A 21,749-nucleotide genomic window follows, 5' to 3' on the forward strand; every position below is an offset into this window, starting at 1 on the left:
GTCCTTTTTGGACGGGCGGGACGCCCATCCCACAATAACAATTAAAATTGTAAGTTATTTAATTCGCGATCCTTAGTAGATGGCGGTGAACTTTCTCCCCAGCACGACTCGCCACAGTCCCCTGTTAGATTGAAGTTTCTCGCTAATAGCTAAAATCTACACGGAAAAGGACGAATATTTTAACTCTCTGAGTTGTGTTCCGTCATCCATTTTTGGTAAGTATCCTCAAGTTGCTTGTCTTCCAGAACGAGCTCTAGGCGGACTTTCACGCAACCGTGACGGGGTTGAGAGGCGATCGAATTTAAGATTTTGCTAGCTTTCTGCACAGAGGTAAATTCAGCCTTCACTGTCGGTTCTTCGCGATCGGTCTTAATCTCAGTCAAATCTATACCGGTGATGCTTCCCTCGCCTAAATCTATTTCTGCCAACACCTTCGGATCGTCGCCGACTTGTTCGACAATCAGCTTTTCCCACTGGATAGGCACTTGTACCATCCGAGTTTCAATTTCTTTACGCACTATCACTTCGCCGACTTTGCGCTTGCTGCGATTGATCACCAATCGTTCTTCTAGCAGGCGAATTACTTCTTGATCGACAATATCCAAGTTTTCCTCATCCTGATCTGTCTCCAAATTTGCATCAGTGCGATCGGCATCTGTTAGATTTGACATAACTGTTGAGGGATTTGTTAACTCACTGTTGCTAAATTCACTATCCGGTTCTGAGGCATTTTCTAAATACGGATGCCCGCCATTTGCCGAAACTACTGGCAGCAGATCGACTTGATCCGAATTAATAGTTACAAACAGCGCTTTTTGGTGATAATCGACTTTTTTGAGCAGCTTAACACTTAATAAAAAAATGCGTGCGTTTTCGCTGCCTAGCCCAGCCACCACAAAGTTTAACTGACCGTTAGCATCAAAATATACATCTTTAACTTTGCCTACCAAGTGACCTTGGTTGTCTTTGACGGTAAAACTTTTTAGCTTAGTTCTGACCTTTTCAGGCACCCGGTTGAGACGGGTTATTGATTTGGCAGTTGCTATCTTTTCTGCTGATGCTTGACCGTTCATTTTTTAAACTTTCCTGCTTAGGGATTTTTATTATGAATTGGTAAGGGGAAATTGGTAAAGGCGGGGAAAGTGCATAAACGTTGCCAAAACTCGACAAGTTTTGTACCCCCCCGCCCCTCACATAGGAATTGCGCGATCGCCACCAATCCAATCAAACCTGCGCGGTGACAGAATTATGTCATTAAGGCGCAATTCCTCTGCAATACCTGTTGCGGTTGGTTTAGATCTTTGGATTTTTATTATCTACAACCGCAGTTCCCTCAGTCTTAACGTCTAATTCTTCACGACGCAAGGTTTCTTCGCCCTCAACCGTGCTGCGAACAACTTCTTTTCTGACGTTGACTTCTTCGCGGACGAAAGCTTCCTTGTGAATGTCGGCCGTTTCTTCGTAGACTTCCATGCGTGCAACTTCCCCTGATTGGAAGTCAGCCTCACCGACTGAAACTACTCGACCCGCTTCTACCGGCGTTACTCGATCGATTACGACTCGTTCTTTTTCAATGGGTACTGAAGCTCGCGCTGTTTCAGTTTCCACGCGCTTGCCAACTGCTACTTCGCCTGTTTTTGCGCGGTTTTTGTTGGCAATCAAGCGTTCTTCATAAAGCTTGAGATTTTGGTGCTGCTGTTCGTTGGTTTCGTAGAGGGGGCGATCGATATCGTAGCTGTAGCTGCTGCGATCGTAGCTAGCAGGAGTTGCAGTGCTTGCAGCGGCAGTTTCTTGATTGCGGTAAACGCCTCTTACCTGTTCTTCGCGATCGTAATCTATTGATTCTAATTCATTGTAAGCCGGCAATTGTTCTGCTTGAGCTTTGCTGCGAAGGCCTGTTGCGTAGACCCGATGGGCTCCGTAGTCGAAGCGAGCCGAACCGATTGGCAACAATACTTTTTTGCCAAAAATCCAAATACCGGTATCAATTACCAGATAGCGGAAACGACCTGTGTCATCAACCAAAGCGTCATAAACCGTGCCTACTTTTTCATCCGAGTCGCCAGCATAAACATCAAATCCCTTGATGTCGTCTCCAGCAAAGATTTCTTCCTGATAATTAGGATAAAAGTCTGCTAATTTTTGAAGTGCCATGTGTTTTTTCCTCTTTGCTCTACTTAAATTAATAGTAGAAATTAATTCGTTCAGTTCCCTCTCCCTAAAGTCAGAAGTGTATAATTTAGGTTGTTTAATCCTAGAGGAATACTACGGCATCTCTGCTTCTGTGCTAGCGCGCTCAGCTATTTTAAAGATTGTAAAACTATACAATCGTCAACCTTATAACAACTATTAAAACTCAAAGCCAACCGTAGGAACACGGCATTGCGGTGTCCTACTCCCCCTGCTGGACACTCCTTTGTTCTGTGTCTACTGTTAATAATTGTTAACGAGATGGTAAAAAATCATCATTATATAGTAATAAACACCAATCAAAGCCCCTCATATTGCAGGAGAGGGGCTTCCCGAAAGCTAGAAATTTTAAGTTCAGAGTTGATTGAATTGAGTTCTGATAGCTTCTATCCGACTGCGGTTAACTCCCAAATCCGACTGTCCCAGACGCGAAGCCGATCGCACGTGGATGACTTTTGCTGCATCATCTACCAAAAATTCAACGTCATCAACAAACCCCATCAAAGCACTGGTGAACTCGGCATAGAGGTAATTATCAGTTGCCGTGATAATTTTAGTTTTGCCATAGGACTCGATCGCCCCTTTGAGCTTGGCCATCGCTTCAGCAGCCGACGAAGTGTAAGCCAAAGGATCAATTTTGTGTTCGGCATCTTGACTGAAGCTGCTGACGCAGTTGGGGGAACTCGGGCACGCTGTGAGTTTTCCTGACTGAATCCCGATATTGGCAGGTCTGGTTCCAGCAAACATTGTTTTTTCTCCGGGTATAGCGATAAAAGTAGCGATCGACAGTACCGCTACTGCTAGCAGTGATATTAAAATAACTAGGACTCTTTTCAACGCTGTCGGCGATTTTGTTTCAACTGTTTGCAAAGGATTAGCCCTCCTGAAAGTGCAAGTTGGATATAATACCAAATCCGGCTTAAATACCCCCTTTATTTCTTAGTCTGCGTGGGCGAAGCCTGCGCGTCAGCGCTTAGGCAGACTTCGTTTGTATAGTAGCGGTTTCAACCGCCAAATCATAAAGGGGATGGCAAACCCAGATTTGGTCTCTTTTTCATATTAATTGAAATTGACCTCTAAAATTTAAAAAGATTTTTTTTGTTCTTCAATTAACCAGTAAGTCAGCATTCTTCCTTTACCTTTAACCGGGATATGACCCCGTTCTTCCAAAACAAACTGCTCTTTCAAACGCTCGTAAGTCGCCGCCGTAACTTGAATTTTACCAGGCAATCCATTCGACTCCATGCGTGAAGCAACATTAACAGTATCCCCCCACAAATCATAGCTAAATTTACTAATCCCAATAATTCCAGCCACCACCGAACCGCTGTGAATTCCGAGCCTCAATTGAAAATTTTCTCCCATTTTGGCATTAAACCTCCCCAAAGCTGCCTGCATCTCCAAAGCCAAAAGTGCGATCGCCTCAGAATGATCCTCCCGCGGCGTCGGCAAACCCCCAACCACCATGTAAGCATCCCCAATCGTCTTAATCTTTTCCAACCCGTGCAATTCAGACAACCTATCGAACTCCGAGAAAATCCCGTTCAAAATTTCTACCAACTGCGTCGGACTTTTGTGAGCCGAGAACTCTGTAAAACCCACCAAATCAGCAAACAAGACGCTCACCTCATCAAAATGGTCCGCTATCAACTTTTGCTCTTTTTGCAAGCGATCGGCAATAGGTTTCGGTAAAATATTCAGCAGCAATTTCTCTGTTTGCTCTTGCTGCAATTTCAGTGCTGCCTCAGCTTGTTTCCGCTGAATTAGCGAACCTAGCTGCGTAGCAACCGCACTCACTAATTCCAACAAGCGCGGTTGACCTTTCAGAACTTTTTCGCGATAAAAAATCAAAATAGCTAACACTTGATTGTCCGCCAAAATTGGCACCCCAAAAGCCGCTTTCAATCCCACAGCGGCCGCAATTTCCGACCGTAAAAAAACTTGTTCCGGTGCAGTAGAAACATCCTCGATCCATTCAGACTGCTGCGACTGCCAAATCCTCCCCTGGAGTCCCACACCGGGAGCAAAAGTTAACTGCCAACTTGTCTGTCGGAATTGGGCAAAACTGGAGTCGCTGACGTACCTGCCTGTCGCGCTTTTTAAAACGCCCTCACTGCAAGGAATCCAAGCTTCGCCCAGATTCCATTCAATTGTTTGGCAAATTAAACCTAAAATCACATCTATAGCAGACTCAAAATCCTCAGATTTGCTAATAGCTTGAGTTGCCTGCAGCAGCAATCTCGTTTCCATTTCCACCTGGCGGCGCTCAGCTATTTCCTGGTGCAACTGGATATTTTGATCTGTCAACTTTTGATTTTTTTCTTGCAATTGCATTTGCAATGAACGCACAGTAAGTTGATTGCTCACTCGCGCCAATACTTCTTTCACCTGAAAAGGTTTGGTGATATAATCCGCTCCGCCCACTTCAAAAGCTTTTGCTTTATTTATTCCTTCTTCTAGCGCGCTGAGAAAAATGATGGGAATTTCCCTAAATTCCGATTGTGATTTTAATTTTTTACATAGTTGGTAGCCGTCAATATCCGGCATCATAATATCGAGTAAAATCAAATCTGGTGCGCTCGATTGAATAGCATCTAAAGCCGAAAAACCATTAGTAACAGGTCGAACTTTATAGCCATTTTTTTGCAATATTCTAATCAACAAACGCAGATTATCTGGCGTATCGTCAACTACTAAAATATCCGCTTGATAGTTTTCAGTTTGTTCCGCCTTCATCTGCATTATCTGAGTCCTCCGCCTCGGCAATTAAATTGAGAATTTTCTGGTAATCAAAATTATCGAGATGACCCTGGAGGATTTCCGCCAATTCAGGATGAGGCTCCCTTATTTCGTCGATTGTCCTGACAATTAAGTCAAAATCAGCACTGCGGATTACCTGCTTCATGTTGTCTATCCATTCTGCAGGAAGTGTAGCTAAATAAGCAAGCGCAGCATTAGGGAGGGAGTCTGATAAATTATTTCGATCGCCTATTGAGATAAAGTCCGTTGAGTTAGAATAGAGATACTTCACCCCCAAATGTTTGGTGAGGGTATCAAATATATCTGTTTTGCGGAAAGGTTTGCTAATAAAATCGTCGCAGCCGACCAATAAAGCAAACGCTTGCCTCCCTTCAATTGTACTAGCTGTCAAAGCAATAATCTTTGGAATCGGGGAGTCGGGATGGGAAATATTCCTTTCCCCCTTTCCTTGCTGCTCTTCCTCTCTCTGCTTGATTCTAGCCTTAATTTGTTTAGTAGCTTCGTAGCCGTCCATTACTGGCATTCGCACATCCATCAAAATTAAGTGCGGATGCCAATTTTCCCACATTTCTATTGCTTCCTGGCCGTTGGTGGCTTGTTCCACCCCAAAACCTAAAGGAGAAAGCATTTTGACTAAAAGTTGGCGGTTGTCTTCGCGATCGTCCACAATTAAAATCCGGTAGCACGGTTGATTGGGTTTCAACCCAGTAACTTCGCGGTTAAGTTGCGGAGCGGGAAGATCAGCAGCATAAACCGCACCGACGGGAATTTCAAATTTAAAAGTGGTGCCGAGTTCCAGTTGACTTTCTACGACAATTTCTCCTCCCATCAGGCGGACAAATTGACGGCTGATATTCAATCCTAAGCCCGTGCCTTTCTGAATCTTTTGACCGGAAGCGGTTTGCACAAATGCCTTAAAAATATTGCCCAATTCTTCCGAAGCAATGCCCACTCCTGTATCTTCAATTTCAAAGAGAAGGAAAAAACCTGGCACAGTTAAATCCTCCGTCTCATCCCTCCATTCAACGGTTGCAGAATTACTGCTACTTCTCGAAAAATCCCGAATGCTTCTTGTGGTATCAAAGCAAGCTGTGGGACTCTCCAATAAATCCAGAAATCCCGATTTTTCTAACTTTATAACTCTTAAGATTATTTCGCCTCTTTGCGTAAACTTAATCGCATTACTCAGAAGATTAATCAGCACTTGCCGCAGTTTAATATCATCGGTTCGCACGTACTGGGGAACGTCAGCATCGCGCTGGAAACGCAACTGCAATTCTTGATTCTCTACCCGCAGTTGAAACATATCTTGCAAATCGTCAAGCAAGCGGTAGAGGTCGAAATTTTTCGGGTCGAGCGTCATCTGCCCCGCTTCGATTTTTGACAAGTCTAAGACTTCATTGATCAAGCTAAGCAAGTGTTCGCCACTACGGCGAATAATTCTCATATTTTCTCGGTTTTCGACAGTAAGATTCGGGCTGGGTTCCATGATTTGCGCGAACCCGAGTATGGAATTGAGAGGGGTGCGTAACTCGTGGCTCATATTGGCCAGAAACGTGCTTTTAGCTTTGTTTGCTGCTTCAGCAGCTAATGCGGCTTGTTGCAGTTGTTCTGTGCGTTCGTCAATTTGGGCTTCTAAGGTGTGGTGGTAATCTGCTAGTATTTTTTCGGCTTGTTTGCGATCGCTAATATCTTGAAAAGCTGCGATCGCATAAACAATATTTCCGCTAGCGTCAAAAATCGGCGTGGTATTGATCTCGATCGCAATTCTTTTGCCATCTTGACGGATTTCTACATCATCAACCTTGACAAATTCTCCTTTCAGTGCACGCAAAATTGGCAGATTATCCGGCGGGTAAAGCTCATCAGTATTGGCAACATAAAGTTGATAAGTAGCAGCTAATTGTTCCGCAGTGCTTTCCGGGATAATGTCTGCACCCAGCAAATCCCGCGCTGTCTGGTTGAAATAGGCGATCGAGCCGTCGGGATGATAAACAGATACCCCCACTGGCAAAGCTTCTAAAAATTGACTCAGGCGGCTTTCACTCGCAGACAGCGCCTCATTTGCTAGCTTTAACTCCTCGTTTACTTCTTGGCGCTTATGAATTTCATCTGTTAACTTTTGATCTTGCAAATAACTGTGAACTGCTTCCACTACCGTTAATTTTAAGTCTTCATTTTGCCAAGGTTTAGGGATATAACGGTACAATTTAGCATACTTGATAGCATTGCTCAGGGCTTCCAAATCAGCTTGCCCCGTTAGCATAATGGTCAGCGTCTCCGGCGAGCTTTCGTGAATTTTTCTGAGCAGTTCATCCCCTTTAATATCCGGCATAATATAATCGGAAAGCACCAAAGCAATCTCGTATTCATCGGCCTGCAAATCGGCCAGCAACTCTAAAGCATCAGCCCCCCCTTCAGCGGTTTCAATTATACACCGATCGCCGATCGCCTTTTTCAGTTCAATCTTTAAACTGTTCAAAACGTCAGGTTCATCATCAATACAAACAATCACAGGTTTTTTCATAAATTAGCCAGCCCCGATTTTATAGTCTCTATTAAGTCTTTGCTTTGCCAGGGTTTGTACAAACAACAGTATAAATCTGCTTCTTCTACTGCCCGCTGAACTGCCGCAGCATCCGCTTGACCCGTCAACATCACCTTAATAATTTTAGGATATTTTTGGTGAACTTTAATTAAAAGTTCGTCACCTTTAATTCCCGGCATCAGCCAATCAGAAACAACTACAATCACTTGATCTTCTTCTTCTTGAAAATTCTCAAGTAAATCTAAAGCTTCATCACCACTTTCAGCTAATTCATAAAAGTAATCATTTTTAAATTCATTTTTTAGCTGCATCTTGAGAGTATTCAAGATATCGGGTTCATCGTCAACGCAAAGAATTACAGGCTTATTCATCTTTTCCTCTCTGCTTGAATTTTAGTAGGTTTACCGACATAGCGTGCTTTTACGTTATTGATTTCGGGCAAGGATGCAGGATATCTGTTCCCTATCTTATTTTAATAGGACTTCGGAAGATCAACCCAGTTTCTCGTAATAAATCTTGTATTTGTCAGCGAGACAGCGACGAGTGTCAATCGATTTTAGATTTTAGATTTTAGATTAAAGAATTGAAGCATTGACTTGCGCGAGATAAATTCGGGCGTTTGTTTATCGGATACAGGTTTTTTATTTCTGGACGGATGAATCCGGGGGCTTGCATCCTGGATGCTTTCCGTCAGAGGGAATCAGCCTCCTGCAGGTAAGTTTTGTTTAATAAATTGGCAGCGAGACTGTAAAAGTTGTCTGCCCCGGTACAGAATCTACAGCAATTGTGCCTTGGTGTTTTTCCACAATTTTTCTTACAATATCCAATCCCAAACCGCTACCTTCGCCCGCAGATTTAGTCGTAAAAAAGGGCTGAAAAATTTTGGGAATAACTTCTGAGGGAATACCTTTACCGTTATCAGTAAACTTGAGGAAAATATTTTCCTCTTGCTGCCGAGTTTCAATTGTCAAAATACCTTTATAATCCATTGCTTGCAGGGCATTATGAACGAGATTAGTCCAAACTTGATTTAAATCATCGGGATAGCACATAATTTGGGGTAAATCTCCATAATTTTTAACGACTTCTATACCGTGTTTCAGTTGATTTTGATAAAGCGTTAACACCGTTTCAATGCCATCGTGCAAGTTCGCCTGGACTTTTTCTGGTTTGCTATCAAAATGAGCGTAGGTTTTTAAGGCAAATACTACTTTTCCCGACTTCGCTGTTGCTCTTTGGATCAGGCTAATACTTTTTTTAAAGCTCGCAAACTGGTAAGCACTATTTAAAACTACTTCCCAATCCGGCGATTTGAAAAGCGGCAAAAACTCTTCTATTTTTTCGTAGATTTCCATGTCAACTAAAGTATCCGCAATTTCCTCGGCGTTTTCAACAGATTCTGCACTCAAATCCGCCGTCAACTGCTGCTTAAATTTGCGCTTTTCTCTGCTTGTGAATAAAACTTCTTGATGGGTGGCTCTGTAGAGTAAAGCTAAAAAATAAGCTTTGCTTTCCTCAGAAAGTTGTTGATAAATTTCCGGAAATTTTTCTAAAAACTCGTCAGAAAAATTAGCTATATTATTAATAGAGGAACCTATAATGCCTAGGGGGGTATTGATTTCGTGGGCAAGGCCGGCAATCAGTTGTCCCAGGGCTGCCATTTTTTCCGATTGAATCAAATGCTCTTGGGTGGCTTGCAGTTGGTGAAGCGCCGTTGCTAAATCTTGATTTTTCTCTTGCAAAGTTTGTTGCAGTGAGCAAATTTTTAAATGAGTTTCTATCCGGGCTAAAACTTCTTCAACCTGAAACGGTTTAGTAATAAAGTCAACTCCGCCAACTGCAAAAGCTTTAACTTTATCCAGCACGTCATTGATCGCACTAATAAAAATAACAGGAATGTCTTTGGTTATTTCAGAAGCTTTGAGTTGCTGGCAAACTTGATAGCCGTCCATTTCCGGCATCATAATATCCAGCAGCACTAGATCCGGGGGTATTTTTTGAGCTGCAGACAATGCTAGCTTGCCATTGGGTACCGGGCGAACTTGATAGCCTTTTTCGCTCAAAATTCCTGTCAGCAGCCGCAGGTTTTCTGGGGTATCGTCCACTACTAAAATATTAGCTCGATTGGTTTTAGGTAAAGTTGAAGTCATCGGGTATTTACTGTTTCTCGCTGAACTCGATTATGTTCAAAATTCTGTCATATTCAAAATTATTAATGCAATCTTGAAGCTTGGCCGCAAGAGAGGGATTGACAGTGCCGATTTGTGCGATCGAAGTCGCGATCGCCTCCATGTCCACACTCAAAATACTTTGCTTGAATTGGGCCATCCAGTCTGGAGAAAGAGAGGCGAAAGCCTCCGGTGTCAGCACATCCTGACTTGGCTCCCCTAAACCTGCGCCACTGACTGCTGTTGGATCTTCATAAATATAGCGTACTCCTAAATGTTTTCCCATTGCCACAAAGATATCCTCCTCTCGGAACGGTTTCCGCATAAAATCATCGCAACCCGCCGAAAGAATCACCGCCCGTTCTTCCTCCAAAACGCTAGCAGTTAGGGCCACAATCGCCGTTGCTTGCCCGCCAGTTGTAGTTTTAATCTGTTTCGTTGCCTCATAGCCGTCCATGACAGGCATTCTCATGTCCATCCAAATCAGATGCGGTTCCCACTCCATAAAAATATCAACCGCTTCTTTACCGTTACTCGCTTCTCTCAACTCAAATCCGAGTGGACTCAGGAGTTTTACCAACAGTTGGCGGTTCAAAGGTTTGTCGTCCACAATTAGCAAGCGATAACTCGGCTGATTCGGTTCCAGGGCAACAACTCGAGGTTGAGTTTTTTTGCTTTCAATATCACTAGCTTCAACCAGATGAACTTGGATGTCAAACTGAAATACTGCACCCTTTCCGATCTCGCTGCTAACAGTAATTTCACCTCCCATTAATTGCACGAACTGGCGGCTAATAGCTAAACCTAAACCAGTTCCTTCCTGAGAATCTTTACCTGTTTTCGTCTGCACGAATGCTTCAAACAACTGATGGATTTCCTCAGCAGCAATGCCTCCACCAGTATCTTGAACTTCAAAATGCAGCCAGTAGCGGCCGGGCAATTGGTCAGTGCTGTTTTTATGTATATTCCGCCTTCCTCCTTTGACTTGCATCGACACTCCCCCTTCTGAAGTAAATTTAATTGCATTATTGAGCAAATTAATTAACACTTGCCGCAATTTAACTTCATCCGTACAAATGTAATTGGGAACTTCTGCGTCTCTGTCGAAGATTAATTGCAAACCTTTTTGCTCAGCTTTGAGCGCAAACATATCTTCTAAATCGTCGATTAGTTGGTACAAATTGAAGCTTTTTTCATTAATCGTCGTGCGTCCGGCTTCGATTTTTGACAAGTCTAAAACTTGGTTAATCAAAGCCAGTAAATGTTCGCCACTCCGCAGGATAATTCCGACATCTTCTTGATGTTCATGAGACAAAGTTTTACTGCGGATCATGACTTGAGCAAAGCCGATGACCGCGTTCAGGGGCGATCGCAATTCGTGGCTCATATTGGCGAGAAAGGTACTCTTCGCTTTGTTGGCTGCTTCGGCCGCTTCTTTCGCCTGCTGCAGTTTGATTTCCGCTTGTTTGTTATCAGTAATATCTTTAATAAAACCTTCGTAGTAAAGTAGATTTCCTGCTTCATCGCAAGCAGCGCGACAATTTTCCGAAATCCAGATTATGCTGCCATCTTTGCGGTAAATTTCCGATTCAAAGTTTGATAGTATCCCGTACTCGTTCATCAGCGCTGCAAATTCGTCGCGGCGGTTGGGTTTCACGTAAAGCTGGTTATTGAAATTCGGCTGTGCTGCTATTAAATCTGCAGGCGAGTCGTAACCATAGATGTTAGCTAAAGCGGGGTTAGCGCTGATGTATTTCCCGTCAATAGCAGTTTGAAAAATTCCATTCAAAGCATTTTCATAAATGTTGCGGTACTTTTCTTCTGCTTCCCGGAGGGCAGTTTCTGCTTTTTGGCGCTCGGTAATATCGCTAGAAATCGACAAAAAACAAGCTTCTCCGTCAATATCAATGGTTTCTATCGACAGCAGTGCCGTTCTTTCTGTACCATTTTTATTGCGAAACCTCAGCTCATAATTGTGAAGAGCAGTCTTATTTTTTAACATTTGAATCATGCGATCGCGCTCTCCCAAACTCGCCCAAAAATTTAGCTCTACCGCTGTTTTTCCAATAATTTCTTCGTGACTGTACCCCATCATCCGACAAAAGCTCTCATTGGCTTCTATGTGGCGACCATCGCTGATTCGAGTCAGGGTAATTGCATTAGGACTTAAACGGAAAGCTTTAGAAAACTTTTCTTTTGCCTTGGCAAGATCGGCGGTACGTTCTGCAACTTGCACTGCTAAATTGTCGTTGTATTCCTTTAATAATTTCTCCGCTAGTTTGCGTTCTGTAATATCTTGAAAAGCGCACATCCCGTAGATAATATTTCCTTGAGCGTCATAAATAGGAGTTCCCCAAACTTGCAGGGGAACAGTTTTGTCAGTCGAGGAGATTTCAATGTCATCAACAGTTACACTTTTACCCTGCAAAGCATTTAAAATTGGGTCGCGTTCCGCCGGGTAAATTTCCTGAGTACCCGCTAAATAAACTCGGTAGGATTGACGTAAACTTTCGGAATCGGCTGGGACAATTCCTTGAGATAAAAGTTGCTCTCCGGTAGGATTAATGTAGTAAGGTTGACCTTTGGAATCTGCAATAAAAATCCCTAGCGGTACGGCATTAAAAAATTGTTGGACTCGGTTTTCGCTTTCCGACAGAGAAGTAAATGAATGCTGCAATTGCTCGGCCATACTGTTAAAAGCAGTGGCAAGTTCTCCGAGTTCATCTTCGCGATTCAGAGTGAGCTTTGTATCCCATTCATTCCGTGCCAAAGCTTTCGCCGCCGCATTCAATCTTAAAATCGGCTGAACTACCCATTTAGCAGTAAGAATCCCCAGAATTGTCGCCCCCATCAATGCTGCAAGCGACAGTAAAAAAGTCGTGCGCGTGTTGAGGTTAATTTGCTCCATAAAGTCAGACTCTGGTACAACTACTACAATCAGCCAATCCAACCCTCGATCGTCTTTAAAAGGAGCTACCTGAATAAAATTTCGCTTGCCATCAATATCAAAAGTAAGTTGTTGAGAAATATTGATTTTAGTTAAGCTGTCGTAGAATTTATCTAAATGTTGTGCAGTTTGGCGAATTACCGGATTCTCGCTTTCTGAAGCTTTAATGCGCCTTGTTTCTTTACCTTCCACCACGAATTCTGGACTCGCCGTTGAAGTAGCAATTAACATCCCCGATCGCTCCATGACAAAAGTTTGTCCTGATTTGCCAATTTTGAGGCTAACCAGAAATTCTTTGATTCGGGAAAAGAGCAAATCGCTGCCAGCTACTCCTAACAATTGGCCAGCGTCGTCGTAGATAGGCAAAGCTGCAGTAATTGCCAGTTCCCTCGTCAAAAAATCCGTATAAATTGGAGTCCAAATAGGTTTTTTTGCCGCAGCGGCAGCTATGTACCAAGGGCGAGTTCGCGGGTCGTAAATATTGGGTGAAATTTGCACTAATTGAACGCGGTTTCCCTGAGAGTCCGCAGTATATCGAGCTAACTTATTGCCAGTAGAGCTGTCAGCCGCCGATATCAAAATCCCATTTTTAGTGCGGATTGCTCCAGAGTGTTCTCCATTTTCTTTGCCTGTGTAAATGATGCTGATAGAATCAAAATATTGAATTTGTTCGAGGAAATGATGTTCTAGTTTTTGCTTTTGTTCTAGGTTCAACTGCCCCAGTTTTATGCCTTGAACGTTCAGGTGATTGACAATGTGAGGAATTGACATATAATTTTCCATGCGGTCTTTGATGCGATCGCTAATTTCTCCCCGCAACTGAGCGGCAACATCGTTGACTGCCCGCTGACCGTTTTGGAAAGATAGCCAACCTACAACTCCTACCGTGCCGACAATTTGCACTAAAAAAGGAACCACTAGCACGGTTTGTAATGGAGCTTTGCCGATAAATTTTGTAGCCAAACGATTGAGGGGTTTAGGAAACATTTTCGTCCTAAAAGTAATTTAAATGGGCAGTTGAAATTAGTAGATTTTATAATCTTAGAGGGATAGACCAGCGAGTCATATCAAACCCGGTTAATCATATCACTTCCGGTTGCACTCATACATGACTGTTGACTGTTGACTGTTGACTGTTGACTGTTGACTGTTGACTTGGTGTCGAAAAACTCAATGCTTGACTGTTGACTGTTGACTGTTGACTGTTGACTGTTGACTTGGTGTCGAAAAACTCAATGGTTGACTGTTGACTGTTGAGTGTTGACTGTTGACTTGGTGTCGAAAAACTCAATGGTTGACTGTTGACTGTTGACTGTTGACTTGGTGTCGAAAAACTCAATGGTTGACTCTTATCCGATGCAACGGGAAACGATATCACTCATTATCAAATTGTTTGAGTTCGACGTTTAAGAGTTTTGAGGACTTCCGTCCTCACTAAGTAAGTAGGTGCAAATAAACATTACATGGTTCGGGCGGGTGAGAGGACTCATCTACTCGCTTCGATCGTGGATCTTAACTCAACCCTCCCTGATAAGATACTATGGTTATTTGGCGATGACCTACTTACAAACTTAAAGTTCGCGATCGCACTCCGACCCAAGACAGCGGGTTTCTGCTTGGCTCAAACACCGGGTTTTCTACTGCATCTGCGGGATCGAACGAAGTATTGCTGTGAAAAAAACAAGGTGAGGATTACCCGTGGAGCGCGAACTAACTTAATTAGAGTACGATCGCCCAAATGTTAGCACGATCGCACTATCCACAGCAGCACACACCCGAAAAATCTGTATTTACCTGCGATTCAACTCCATCCTTTCGCCGTAACGTAAAAGCATATCCAAACTCTCCAAACGATTTTGCCAAGTTTGCACTTGATAGCTATTTTCGGCAGAATGCAAGCGCATCGAAGATTGAAATTGAGATTGAAAACTCCCCAACAATCTTTTAGCAGTTGCTAAACTTTCTCTAGAAGGATTTGCCGCCAACTTGCTCAAAGCTTGCGCCAATTCATCGGCTCGACTTTGCAAAACTTTCAGTTCAGATTCCGACACCCGCAACTGATTGTTAGCCAACAAAAAACTCCATTCCTGCTTGAGAGCAGTATACCGCGAAGCCGCCGCCGCAAACGGCTGTCGGTAAGGAATCGGCTCTGCAGCAGAAGTGGAACGCACTGGGGTGCCTTGAGTGCGGTTAAAAAAGCCCTGCATCCCGCTGCTGATACTTTCCACCGCAAAAATAGCATAGCCCCCAGTCGGCAAATCGCGCAAAGCTTGAATTTGGTCGATCGCCACAACTTCCGGGAGAGTCAACAACTTAACCGAGGGAGAAATCAAAGCCGAACCCAGAATTTGTTCCTTTACCAGCGGTTCGGTGATGCGCTGAAGTCGGTTCGTATCCAAAGCATAAGTCATCGGCACAATCAAATCTACAATGCCCTGACGAGCCCAAACTTCCCAATTTTGCTGAATTTTGTAAATCCGCTGACTTTCCGGGTGTGGAAACACCGCCACCGACAGAATTGTGCGCGGATAATTCTGGCGCAAAAGCTGAGAAACTTCAGCTACAAAACTATTAATTTGATTAGTTTTAAACTCAACCCACTGCCGCCATAAACTGCCGTTCCTGGGGGAAATATTCACCGGATCAGCACCAGTCAACTGCCTAAATTGCTGCCTCGCCGCAATACCGTAACCGTAAGTAAAATTCGCATTGTCATCTTGAAAAGGATAGCGAATATAGTCTAATTGCACCCCATCTACTTTGTAGTTATTGGCAATTTCGCTGACAATTTGTAGCAAATAATTCCGCGCTTCCGGGTTCGCCGGATCGAGATAAAATTTACCATCGTTAGGATTTTGCGTGCGTCCTTTATTGTCAATATTAGCCCACTGTGGATGGGCGGAAAGCACCGGGCCTGGATAAGAACTAGGCTGGCCAATTAAAGTATTGTGGCGCTTATTTCCTGTGGCAAAAACCCAAACCCAAGCGTGCAGTTCCATGCCTCGCTCGTGAGCTAATTTAACTGCCGATGCCAGCGGGTCCCAGCCAACAGTCAGGGGATTTTGTTGCGGTGCAACTTGACTGGGATAAATGGTATATCCGGCATTCAAAGTTTCAAAGAAAACTGTATTGATACCGGCGGCGGCGAGTCGATCGAACACTGCCGCCAAACCCTGTTCAGATCGTGCTGCGACGATCGTCCCGCGATCGAGCCAAACCGCGCGAATTTCCGCCCCAACGCGCTGTCCTTCCTTCGGGTAATTTTCCCACAGCAACTGCCGCGCTTCCACCCACTGCGATCTCGCCTCCGCGTAGTTTTGCTCTTGCAGGAGTTGGTCGAAAGTTTGCAAAACCTGCCGCGCTTGGGCGATCGCCCGCCCCCTGATCGCTTGCAGAACAGGGGGGCGGCTGGTTGCCTGCCCGCCTCCGCCCTGTTCTGCCGCCACCAGTTGAGGGGAGGTAGCAGCATTGAGATTGATGGCGGTATTGGCTGAATTAGATGCTGTCAGGGCGCTTTCAAACCTGCCGAGGAGGTTAGTGAGTTCTTGGCGCATCAAGTACGCTTCAATGCTGACGATCGGCTTATTGGAATTTGGCTGCACGTCCAAACCCGCCGGCGCCGACTGATCAGAAGGGTCTGTAAAAGTTGCAGGAACAGGATCGGAAAGCGAGCCAGAGGGAGAAAGTCGGCTCAGCGGGGTAGTACGCGGCAAACTAGGGGTGTTTCTAGTGACTCTTGAGGGGGGAGTTGGCAGTGGGGTCGCGGCAGCACTGGGCGGCGCGGAGGGCCCAGAAGCGATTGTGCCTCCCCAGCGGGCGATCGAGGCTTGCAGCCAAGCCTTATCTACATTTGCCGAACCGTCGCTACCCCAGCGCCAGCCGAGATAGGTAGCGCGATCCGTGGCGATGGCTGCGGAGGAACCGGAACTATCTTTCCAAGTAGCAATAGTTTGACTGTTCGCATCAGCCGGAATCAAGACACCGCCTTGGACTGAGGCATTTTTTTGTTCTGGTGGCACCCAACTGCTAGAAGTAGTGCAAGCCAGATCCCGACAGCGGCTGCGCGGTTGCGGGGTCGCGGGTTGGGTTAACGGAAAAGCCCAATAGGCCCCAAGGAGCGATCGCAAAGATTGGCGCACCAAAGCCGGGGAACTGCGACCGACGGGGCCCGAAGCAATCAAGCGGCCGCCCTGGGATGCCCAAGCTTCTAAAACTTTAATTTGCGTCGGACTCAAAGTTTCAATATTGGGCAAAAACAGCACGTTAACGCCTGTTAAATCCGCCGTACTTTTGATTTCTTCGAGATTGATTGGTTTGTAAGCAATGCCGCTTTCCCAGAGGCGCGTGGTAATCTTTACCCAGTCGGGAGAATTCTCGGAACTGCGAACAACGCCCAGAACTACTTCTGCGAAACTCGGAGAGGGAAATAGGATGAAGAGATTGAGTAATGTACTCGCTAGAGTTCCAATTAAGACTCTTTGCAAGAAAGTGAAAAAGCGAATTCTTTGAGCCTGGGAGCAGGCATCAGGCATTTGATAAGGCTTTTTGATTTGTTGCATAAATACGAGAAATACCCACCACGCCGCTAGGCAAAAATTCAATAACAATTAAGAGCGAGCGATCAATCCGCACCATATAATTTTCTATCCTGCCCTGCAACCTGAATCAGGAAAAAGTGCGATCGAGCGATTTTAGATTTTAGATTTTGGATTTTAGATTTTAGATTTTGGATTTTGGATTTTGGATTTTGGATTTTGGATTTAAATCGGGATCTATTCCTCATGACTGTTGACTGTTGACTGTTGACTGTTGACTGTTTGGGCATTTGAACAATACCGATGCAACCGGAAACGATTTTAGATTAAAACCTGGGTGCATTTGGGTTGAAAAACCAAAAATACAATTTAGATGCCACACAGCCAACTGTCAACAGTCAACAGTCAACAGTCAACACTTTTCTAACTTGCAGCTTCATTCACCGGGAATCTATCGATTAACTGCATCGCCCGACAAGCATTTTTCCGCAAAGCATCCGAAACATGAGGAACATGAGGAATCTGAGACAAGAAATCCAAAGTCCGGCGCAAAATCCGCACCACATCCCCTTCATCCAAACTCGTATGGCTAATCAGTTCCAGCCATTCCACGCCCAGAGCCCACTGTTCGACTAAAGTCACTAAATCCCGTTCCAGCCAAATCGGGATCGCAGCTTCGTGGCGGTACTGAACTTGAAACAATCGGCGACGCAAGCCTTTTTGCAGATTGTCCAAAGGTGCCAAAACTTCCGGCGACAGCGAGTAGTGAGTCCAACTGTCGGGCCTGGAAACTTCTGTAACTAAAGCCGCGCAAGCAGCAGCGAGGTGGTGGGGGTCGAGTTCATCAAACTCCGCAGACATTAGGGACAAACCCAGCCACAGTTCATTATCGCCACGAATGGCGGCGCAAGCTTGGCCCAAGACTGTGGGCACTAACCTGTCGGAGGAGTCATCTCGGTTTCCAGTTGCCGAAACTACTCTTTCCAAGCAGCCGAAATTCAGCAAGATGTCGATTAAATTGAGAAATTGCTCCCAGTAGCGAGCTCGCTGCTTTTCTAAGTCTTGTTCGCTTTTGCGAACTTCTTTTTTCAATTCTTCTCGGCGGCGCTGGCGTTTGAGCAAAGTACCGGGATTGCCCCATTCTAGAACCGGGTGAATTTCTAGCTTAGCTTCTACGGCTGCGATTTTCTGCAGTTGCTCGATCGCCTCTGGGCTGGGTTCTGGTGTCGGCAATTGTGGGATCGATGCAGCAATTGAAGCAGTTTCTTCAGTTCCCAAGCGGCACTGGCCGAGTCTCAGGGGCATTTCCGGCGGCGGGTTCAAGGTATCTGCAACGCTCAAGCGGGGTAATTCGGCGTGCAGGCTAGCGACATCGCTAATGGCGACGACATACCAGCGGTTATCTTTGCCCAAGCACACCAAATTTGGTGCTTGGCCAGAACCTGCGATTTTGGCAACCAATACGGCGGGTACAGGAGTTGTGTGCGATCGTTTGGCTGTCGGAACGTGCTTACCTTTGAGGCTCAGAACCGTGCCGAGCACTGCAAAAGCCACAGCTACGGACATCTCCTTAAATCTGGCTTCTTCAGCTTGCTGCAAGAGAATTTTGAGCAAACGTTTGTCTTCTTTGAGTCTTGCCTGCAATTTTTCGTAATGGGCGAGCTCTTTTTCCAGGGTGGAGACATTTCCTCCGGCCGCCAGGGACTGTTCAAGCACCGCCAATTCTGCTTGCAATCGGTCTAATTCTTCTTGCTGCGGCTGCAAGTACAAGGTAGAAAGGTATTGACCAAAACTCCGCTCTACCAACTCTTGAGCTTCGTCGAGAGTGTGAGTTTGCAGCAAATTCAGCACCATGCCGTAGCTGGGCGTAAACTGACTGGCGAGGGGGTCGGCTTTGGCTGTTGCCAAATACGAGGCTTCTTTTGCGCCTTCAAAGCGCGTCTGAACAGCGACCACGTGCCCCAGCTTGTCCATGCCCCGCCGACCCGCCCGACCGGCCATTTGCAGGAATTCTGAAGCGTTTAGCAGCCGGTGTCCCTTGTCGGTGCGCTTGGACAGGGTGGAAATGACTGTGGTGCGGGCGGGCATATTAATCCCGGCTGCTAGGGTTTCGGTGGCAAATACGACTTTTATCAAACCTCTGCCAAAAAGTTCTTCTACTAAACCTTTCCAAGCGGGCAAAATGCCTGCGTGGTGGGCGGCGATCCCTTTTAAAAGTGCTTCTTTTTGACCGAAGCGTTCTGCTTCTGGGTTTCGCTGTAAAAAATCGTCAATGATGCGTTTGAGTTCGGCTGTTTCGGCTTCGTTAACCAGGGAGAAATTGCCGACTTCTGCGACTGCTTGGTCGCACCCGCGACGGCTGAAGATAAAGTAAATTGCTGGTAGCATATCTCGATCGTCCAACCGGGCCAAAACATCGGTCAAACTCGGAGTGGGGATGCTGCCTCTTTCTACTTTTTGCCCCTTCTTTTTGGGGACTAACCGGACATTAGCTCTTTTGCCGGTGTCGTCTAGCAGGGGAAATATCCCTTTTTGGTTGGCGAAGTGGAATTGCAGCGGTACTGGCCGAAAGTCTGAGTAGACGAGCTCTGTGGGCCCGTGGACTTTGTTAATCCAGTCTGTGAGTTGGTCGCTATTGGCAACGGTTGCTGAGAGGGCGAGTAGTTGAATTTCGCTCGAACAGTAGATGATGGATTCTTCCCAGACGGTACCACGCTGGCGATCGTTCATGTAGTGACACTCGTCGAGCACCACGGTTTCGACTCCGGTAAGGGAAGCACCGACTGCTCCGATCGGCGTACCGTAGAGCATATTCCGAAATATTTCGGTAGTCATCACCAAAATCGGCGCATCTCGATTGACGGAGATGTCGCCCGTCAGCAAACCTACGTTGTCGTCTCCAAATTGACTGCGGAAGTCGCGCAGCTTTTGGTTAGACAAAGCTTTGAGAGGAGTGGTGTAGAAGACGCGCCGCCCTCTGGAGAGTGCTTGATGGATGGCGTATTCCCCGATTAACGTTTTCCCGGAGCCTGTGGGAGCGCACACGACAACGGATTTACCTGCATCGAGGGCGGCGATCGCCTCTCTCTGAAAGTTATCTAGCTCGAAGGGAAATATTGTCTTCAGATCCAGCTCTGGGCGGTTCTGGGCAGTGTCTGGCACAAGGATTATTATAAGGTTGCAGGGTAAGTATGCTTAAATCTTGCTGAAAGCAAGTCAGCAGAGGACTGTATTGATTTTAGACCAACGCCCGCAAATCGGCTATGAAGGAATAAGTCTGTTGGCAGTTGGCAGTTGGCAGTTGGCAGTTGGCAGTTGGCAGTTGGCAGAAGAAAGAAAAAAATTTTGCCTTCTTCCCTCTCCCCTCTTCCCTCTTCCCTCTTCCCTCTTCCCTCTTCCCTCTTCCCTCTTCCTGACATCCGTTACATCCGTTACATAATCCGTTGCCGAACTTCCTTCTCTATGATTCCAGTTATTTCGACTATTCCTGTGGTGCAGCTTGCTTCGGGCGATCGGCTTTCACTGCAAGTCTATCAGTTCCAAGGTGCGATTCCCGGCAAAAAAGCTTATCTCCAATCTAACCTGCACGGCGCTGAGATTAGCGGTAATGCTGTGATTTACCAATTAATTGAGTTTTTAATGTCTTTGGACAGCAGCCAGTTAAGCGGGGAAATTTGGCTAGTTCCTGTTTGTAATCCTGTGGGTGTCAGCCAGCGATCGCACCATTTTTCCCCTGGTCGCTACAATCTTTATGATGGGGTAAATTGGAACCGGATTTTCTGGGATTTTGAAAAACAAGAGGAAGATATTCTGGGCTTTACTAAGTCTCACATCCATCTCGATGCCGATACTGTCAAAGTTAATTACAGAAAAGCGATTGCTTTGAGTTTTGCGAAAGAGTTGGCAAAAATTAACGCTCCTAGTTGCCGCCCCTACAGCGAACTTTACCGATATCAGCTACAATCTTTGTGTTTGGATGCTGACTATGTGCTGGACTTGCACAGTTCTACGAATCAAAGTTTAGATTACCTTTATTGTTTTAATTCCCGCGAGGAGAGTGCGAAAGCTTTTTTGCTCGATCGGGCTATCTTGATGAACGAGTACGATGGCGATGCTTTTGACGAGGCGTTTCTCAAGCCCTGGCTGGCTTTGGAGAAGATTTTAGCAGAGTTGGGAAGTGCGATCGAATTTGATGTGGAAGCTTGGACTTTAGAATTAGGTTCGGGGATGGAAATGAATCCCGAGTCGGTGGCGAATGGCTTGCGGGGCATCAAAAATTACTTAGCAAGTAAGGGTTTATTGAAAATAGATGGATTTCCTCTCCCGGAAACTGCGAATCATCAAGTTATTTTCACCCCCAAGAATTCGGTGATAAAATACTACGCGCCAGCGGGCGGGATGATTCAAAATCGAGTGCAATTGGGGAGTTATGTCAAAAAGGGCGATCGGCTTTATCAAATTCTCAGCTTTAATAAGAATGGGGAATTTCCGAGTTTGGTTGATGTTTGTGCTGAGTCGGATGTTTTCATTTTTGATGTTTCGACCAATCAGTCAGTAAATCAAGGAGAGTATGTGTTGTCTGTGATGGCAGATTGAGAAGA

At 45.4% G+C, this 21,749-nt stretch carries 12 protein-coding genes; 1 reads left to right on the plus strand and 11 read right to left on the minus strand.

The window, feature by feature from the left end; all coding sequences use genetic code 11:
* Positions 1-179 precede the first annotated feature (179 nt).
* The 11 genes from QUB11_RS25520 to QUB11_RS25570 all read right to left on the minus strand — a co-directional run bounded on the left by QUB11_RS25520 (position 180) and on the right by QUB11_RS25570 (position 20,310).
* Positions 180-1,073 (minus strand): DUF2382 domain-containing protein, encoded by an 894-nt coding sequence (locus tag QUB11_RS25520; protein ID WP_333391984.1) that lies wholly within the window; start codon positions 1,071-1,073, stop codon positions 180-182.
* 220 nt (positions 1,074-1,293) lie between these two features.
* Positions 1,294-2,154, minus strand: a complete 861-nt coding sequence (locus tag QUB11_RS25525) for a DUF2382 domain-containing protein (RefSeq protein ID WP_333391986.1) — start codon at positions 2,152-2,154, stop codon at positions 1,294-1,296.
* Between the two features lie 390 nt (positions 2,155-2,544).
* Positions 2,545-3,060: a DUF1499 domain-containing protein gene (locus QUB11_RS25530; protein ID WP_333391989.1), complete on the minus strand. Its 516-nt coding sequence runs from the start codon at positions 3,058-3,060 to the stop codon at positions 2,545-2,547.
* Positions 3,061-3,273: 213 nt separating this feature from the next.
* Positions 3,274-4,932, minus strand: a complete 1,659-nt coding sequence (locus QUB11_RS25535; RefSeq protein ID WP_333257596.1) for an adenylate/guanylate cyclase domain-containing protein — start codon at positions 4,930-4,932, stop codon at positions 3,274-3,276.
* The gene (locus QUB11_RS25540; RefSeq protein ID WP_333391990.1) at positions 4,907-7,477 is read right to left on the minus strand and encodes a response regulator; all 2,571 of its coding nucleotides are present in this window, start codon (positions 7,475-7,477) and stop codon (positions 4,907-4,909) included. The genes QUB11_RS25535 and QUB11_RS25540 overlap by 26 nt, the downstream gene beginning before the upstream one ends.
* The gene (locus QUB11_RS25545; RefSeq protein ID WP_333391992.1) at positions 7,474-7,869 is read right to left on the minus strand and encodes a response regulator; all 396 of its coding nucleotides are present in this window, start codon (positions 7,867-7,869) and stop codon (positions 7,474-7,476) included. Before QUB11_RS25545 ends, QUB11_RS25540 begins: the two co-directional genes overlap by 4 nt.
* Before the next feature lie 354 nt (positions 7,870-8,223).
* Positions 8,224-9,648 (minus strand): response regulator, encoded by a 1,425-nt coding sequence (locus QUB11_RS25550; RefSeq protein WP_333200127.1) that lies wholly within the window; start codon positions 9,646-9,648, stop codon positions 8,224-8,226.
* A 7-nt stretch (positions 9,649-9,655) separates the two neighbouring features.
* Complete coding sequence (locus QUB11_RS25555) at positions 9,656-13,600, minus strand: PAS domain S-box protein (protein WP_333391994.1); 3,945 nt, start codon at positions 13,598-13,600, stop codon at positions 9,656-9,658.
* Positions 13,601-13,715: 115 nt separating this feature from the next.
* Complete coding sequence (locus tag QUB11_RS25560) at positions 13,716-13,991, minus strand: hypothetical protein (protein WP_333391995.1); 276 nt, start codon at positions 13,989-13,991, stop codon at positions 13,716-13,718.
* Positions 13,992-14,403: 412 nt separating this feature from the next.
* Entirely contained in the window at positions 14,404-17,145 is a 2,742-nt protein-coding gene (locus QUB11_RS25565; protein ID WP_445300864.1) for a family 10 glycosylhydrolase, read from the minus strand.
* 426 nt (positions 17,146-17,571) lie between these two features.
* On the minus strand, positions 17,572-20,310 hold the full coding sequence (locus QUB11_RS25570) for a DEAD/DEAH box helicase (RefSeq protein WP_333391998.1): 2,739 nt from the start codon (positions 20,308-20,310) through the stop codon (positions 17,572-17,574).
* A gap of 300 nt (positions 20,311-20,610) precedes the next feature.
* Between QUB11_RS25570 and QUB11_RS25575 the strand changes: the two genes are divergently transcribed.
* The gene (locus tag QUB11_RS25575; protein ID WP_333200140.1) at positions 20,611-21,744 is read left to right on the plus strand and encodes a succinylglutamate desuccinylase/aspartoacylase family protein; all 1,134 of its coding nucleotides are present in this window, start codon (positions 20,611-20,613) and stop codon (positions 21,742-21,744) included.
* The last annotated feature ends 5 nt before the right edge of the window (positions 21,745-21,749 follow it).

The sequence above is a fragment of the Microcoleus sp. B6-A1 genome, assembly GCF_036705085.1.
Classification (GTDB): Bacteria; Cyanobacteriota; Cyanobacteriia; order Cyanobacteriales; family Microcoleaceae; genus Microcoleus.

Excerpts from the sequence above, each read along its gene's own strand:
- QUB11_RS25575 (WP_333200140.1), top strand. The coding sequence starts at position 20,611 with ATGATTCCAGTTATTTCGACTATTCCTGTGGTGCAGCTTGCTTCGGGC.
- QUB11_RS25555 (WP_333391994.1), bottom strand. The coding sequence starts at position 13,600 with ATGTTTCCTAAACCCCTCAATCGTTTGGCTACAAAATTTATCGGCAAA.
- QUB11_RS25550 (WP_333200127.1), bottom strand. The coding sequence starts at position 9,648 with ATGACTTCAACTTTACCTAAAACCAATCGAGCTAATATTTTAGTAGTG.
- QUB11_RS25535 (WP_333257596.1), bottom strand. The coding sequence starts at position 4,932 with ATGCAGATGAAGGCGGAACAAACTGAAAACTATCAAGCGGATATTTTA.
- QUB11_RS25565 (WP_445300864.1), bottom strand. The coding sequence starts at position 17,145 with ATGCCTGATGCCTGCTCCCAGGCTCAAAGAATTCGCTTTTTCACTTTC.
- QUB11_RS25545 (WP_333391992.1), bottom strand. The coding sequence starts at position 7,869 with ATGAATAAGCCTGTAATTCTTTGCGTTGACGATGAACCCGATATCTTG.
- QUB11_RS25540 (WP_333391990.1), bottom strand. The coding sequence starts at position 7,477 with ATGAAAAAACCTGTGATTGTTTGTATTGATGATGAACCTGACGTTTTG.
- QUB11_RS25525 (WP_333391986.1), bottom strand. The coding sequence starts at position 2,154 with ATGGCACTTCAAAAATTAGCAGACTTTTATCCTAATTATCAGGAAGAA.
- QUB11_RS25520 (WP_333391984.1), bottom strand. The coding sequence starts at position 1,073 with ATGAACGGTCAAGCATCAGCAGAAAAGATAGCAACTGCCAAATCAATA.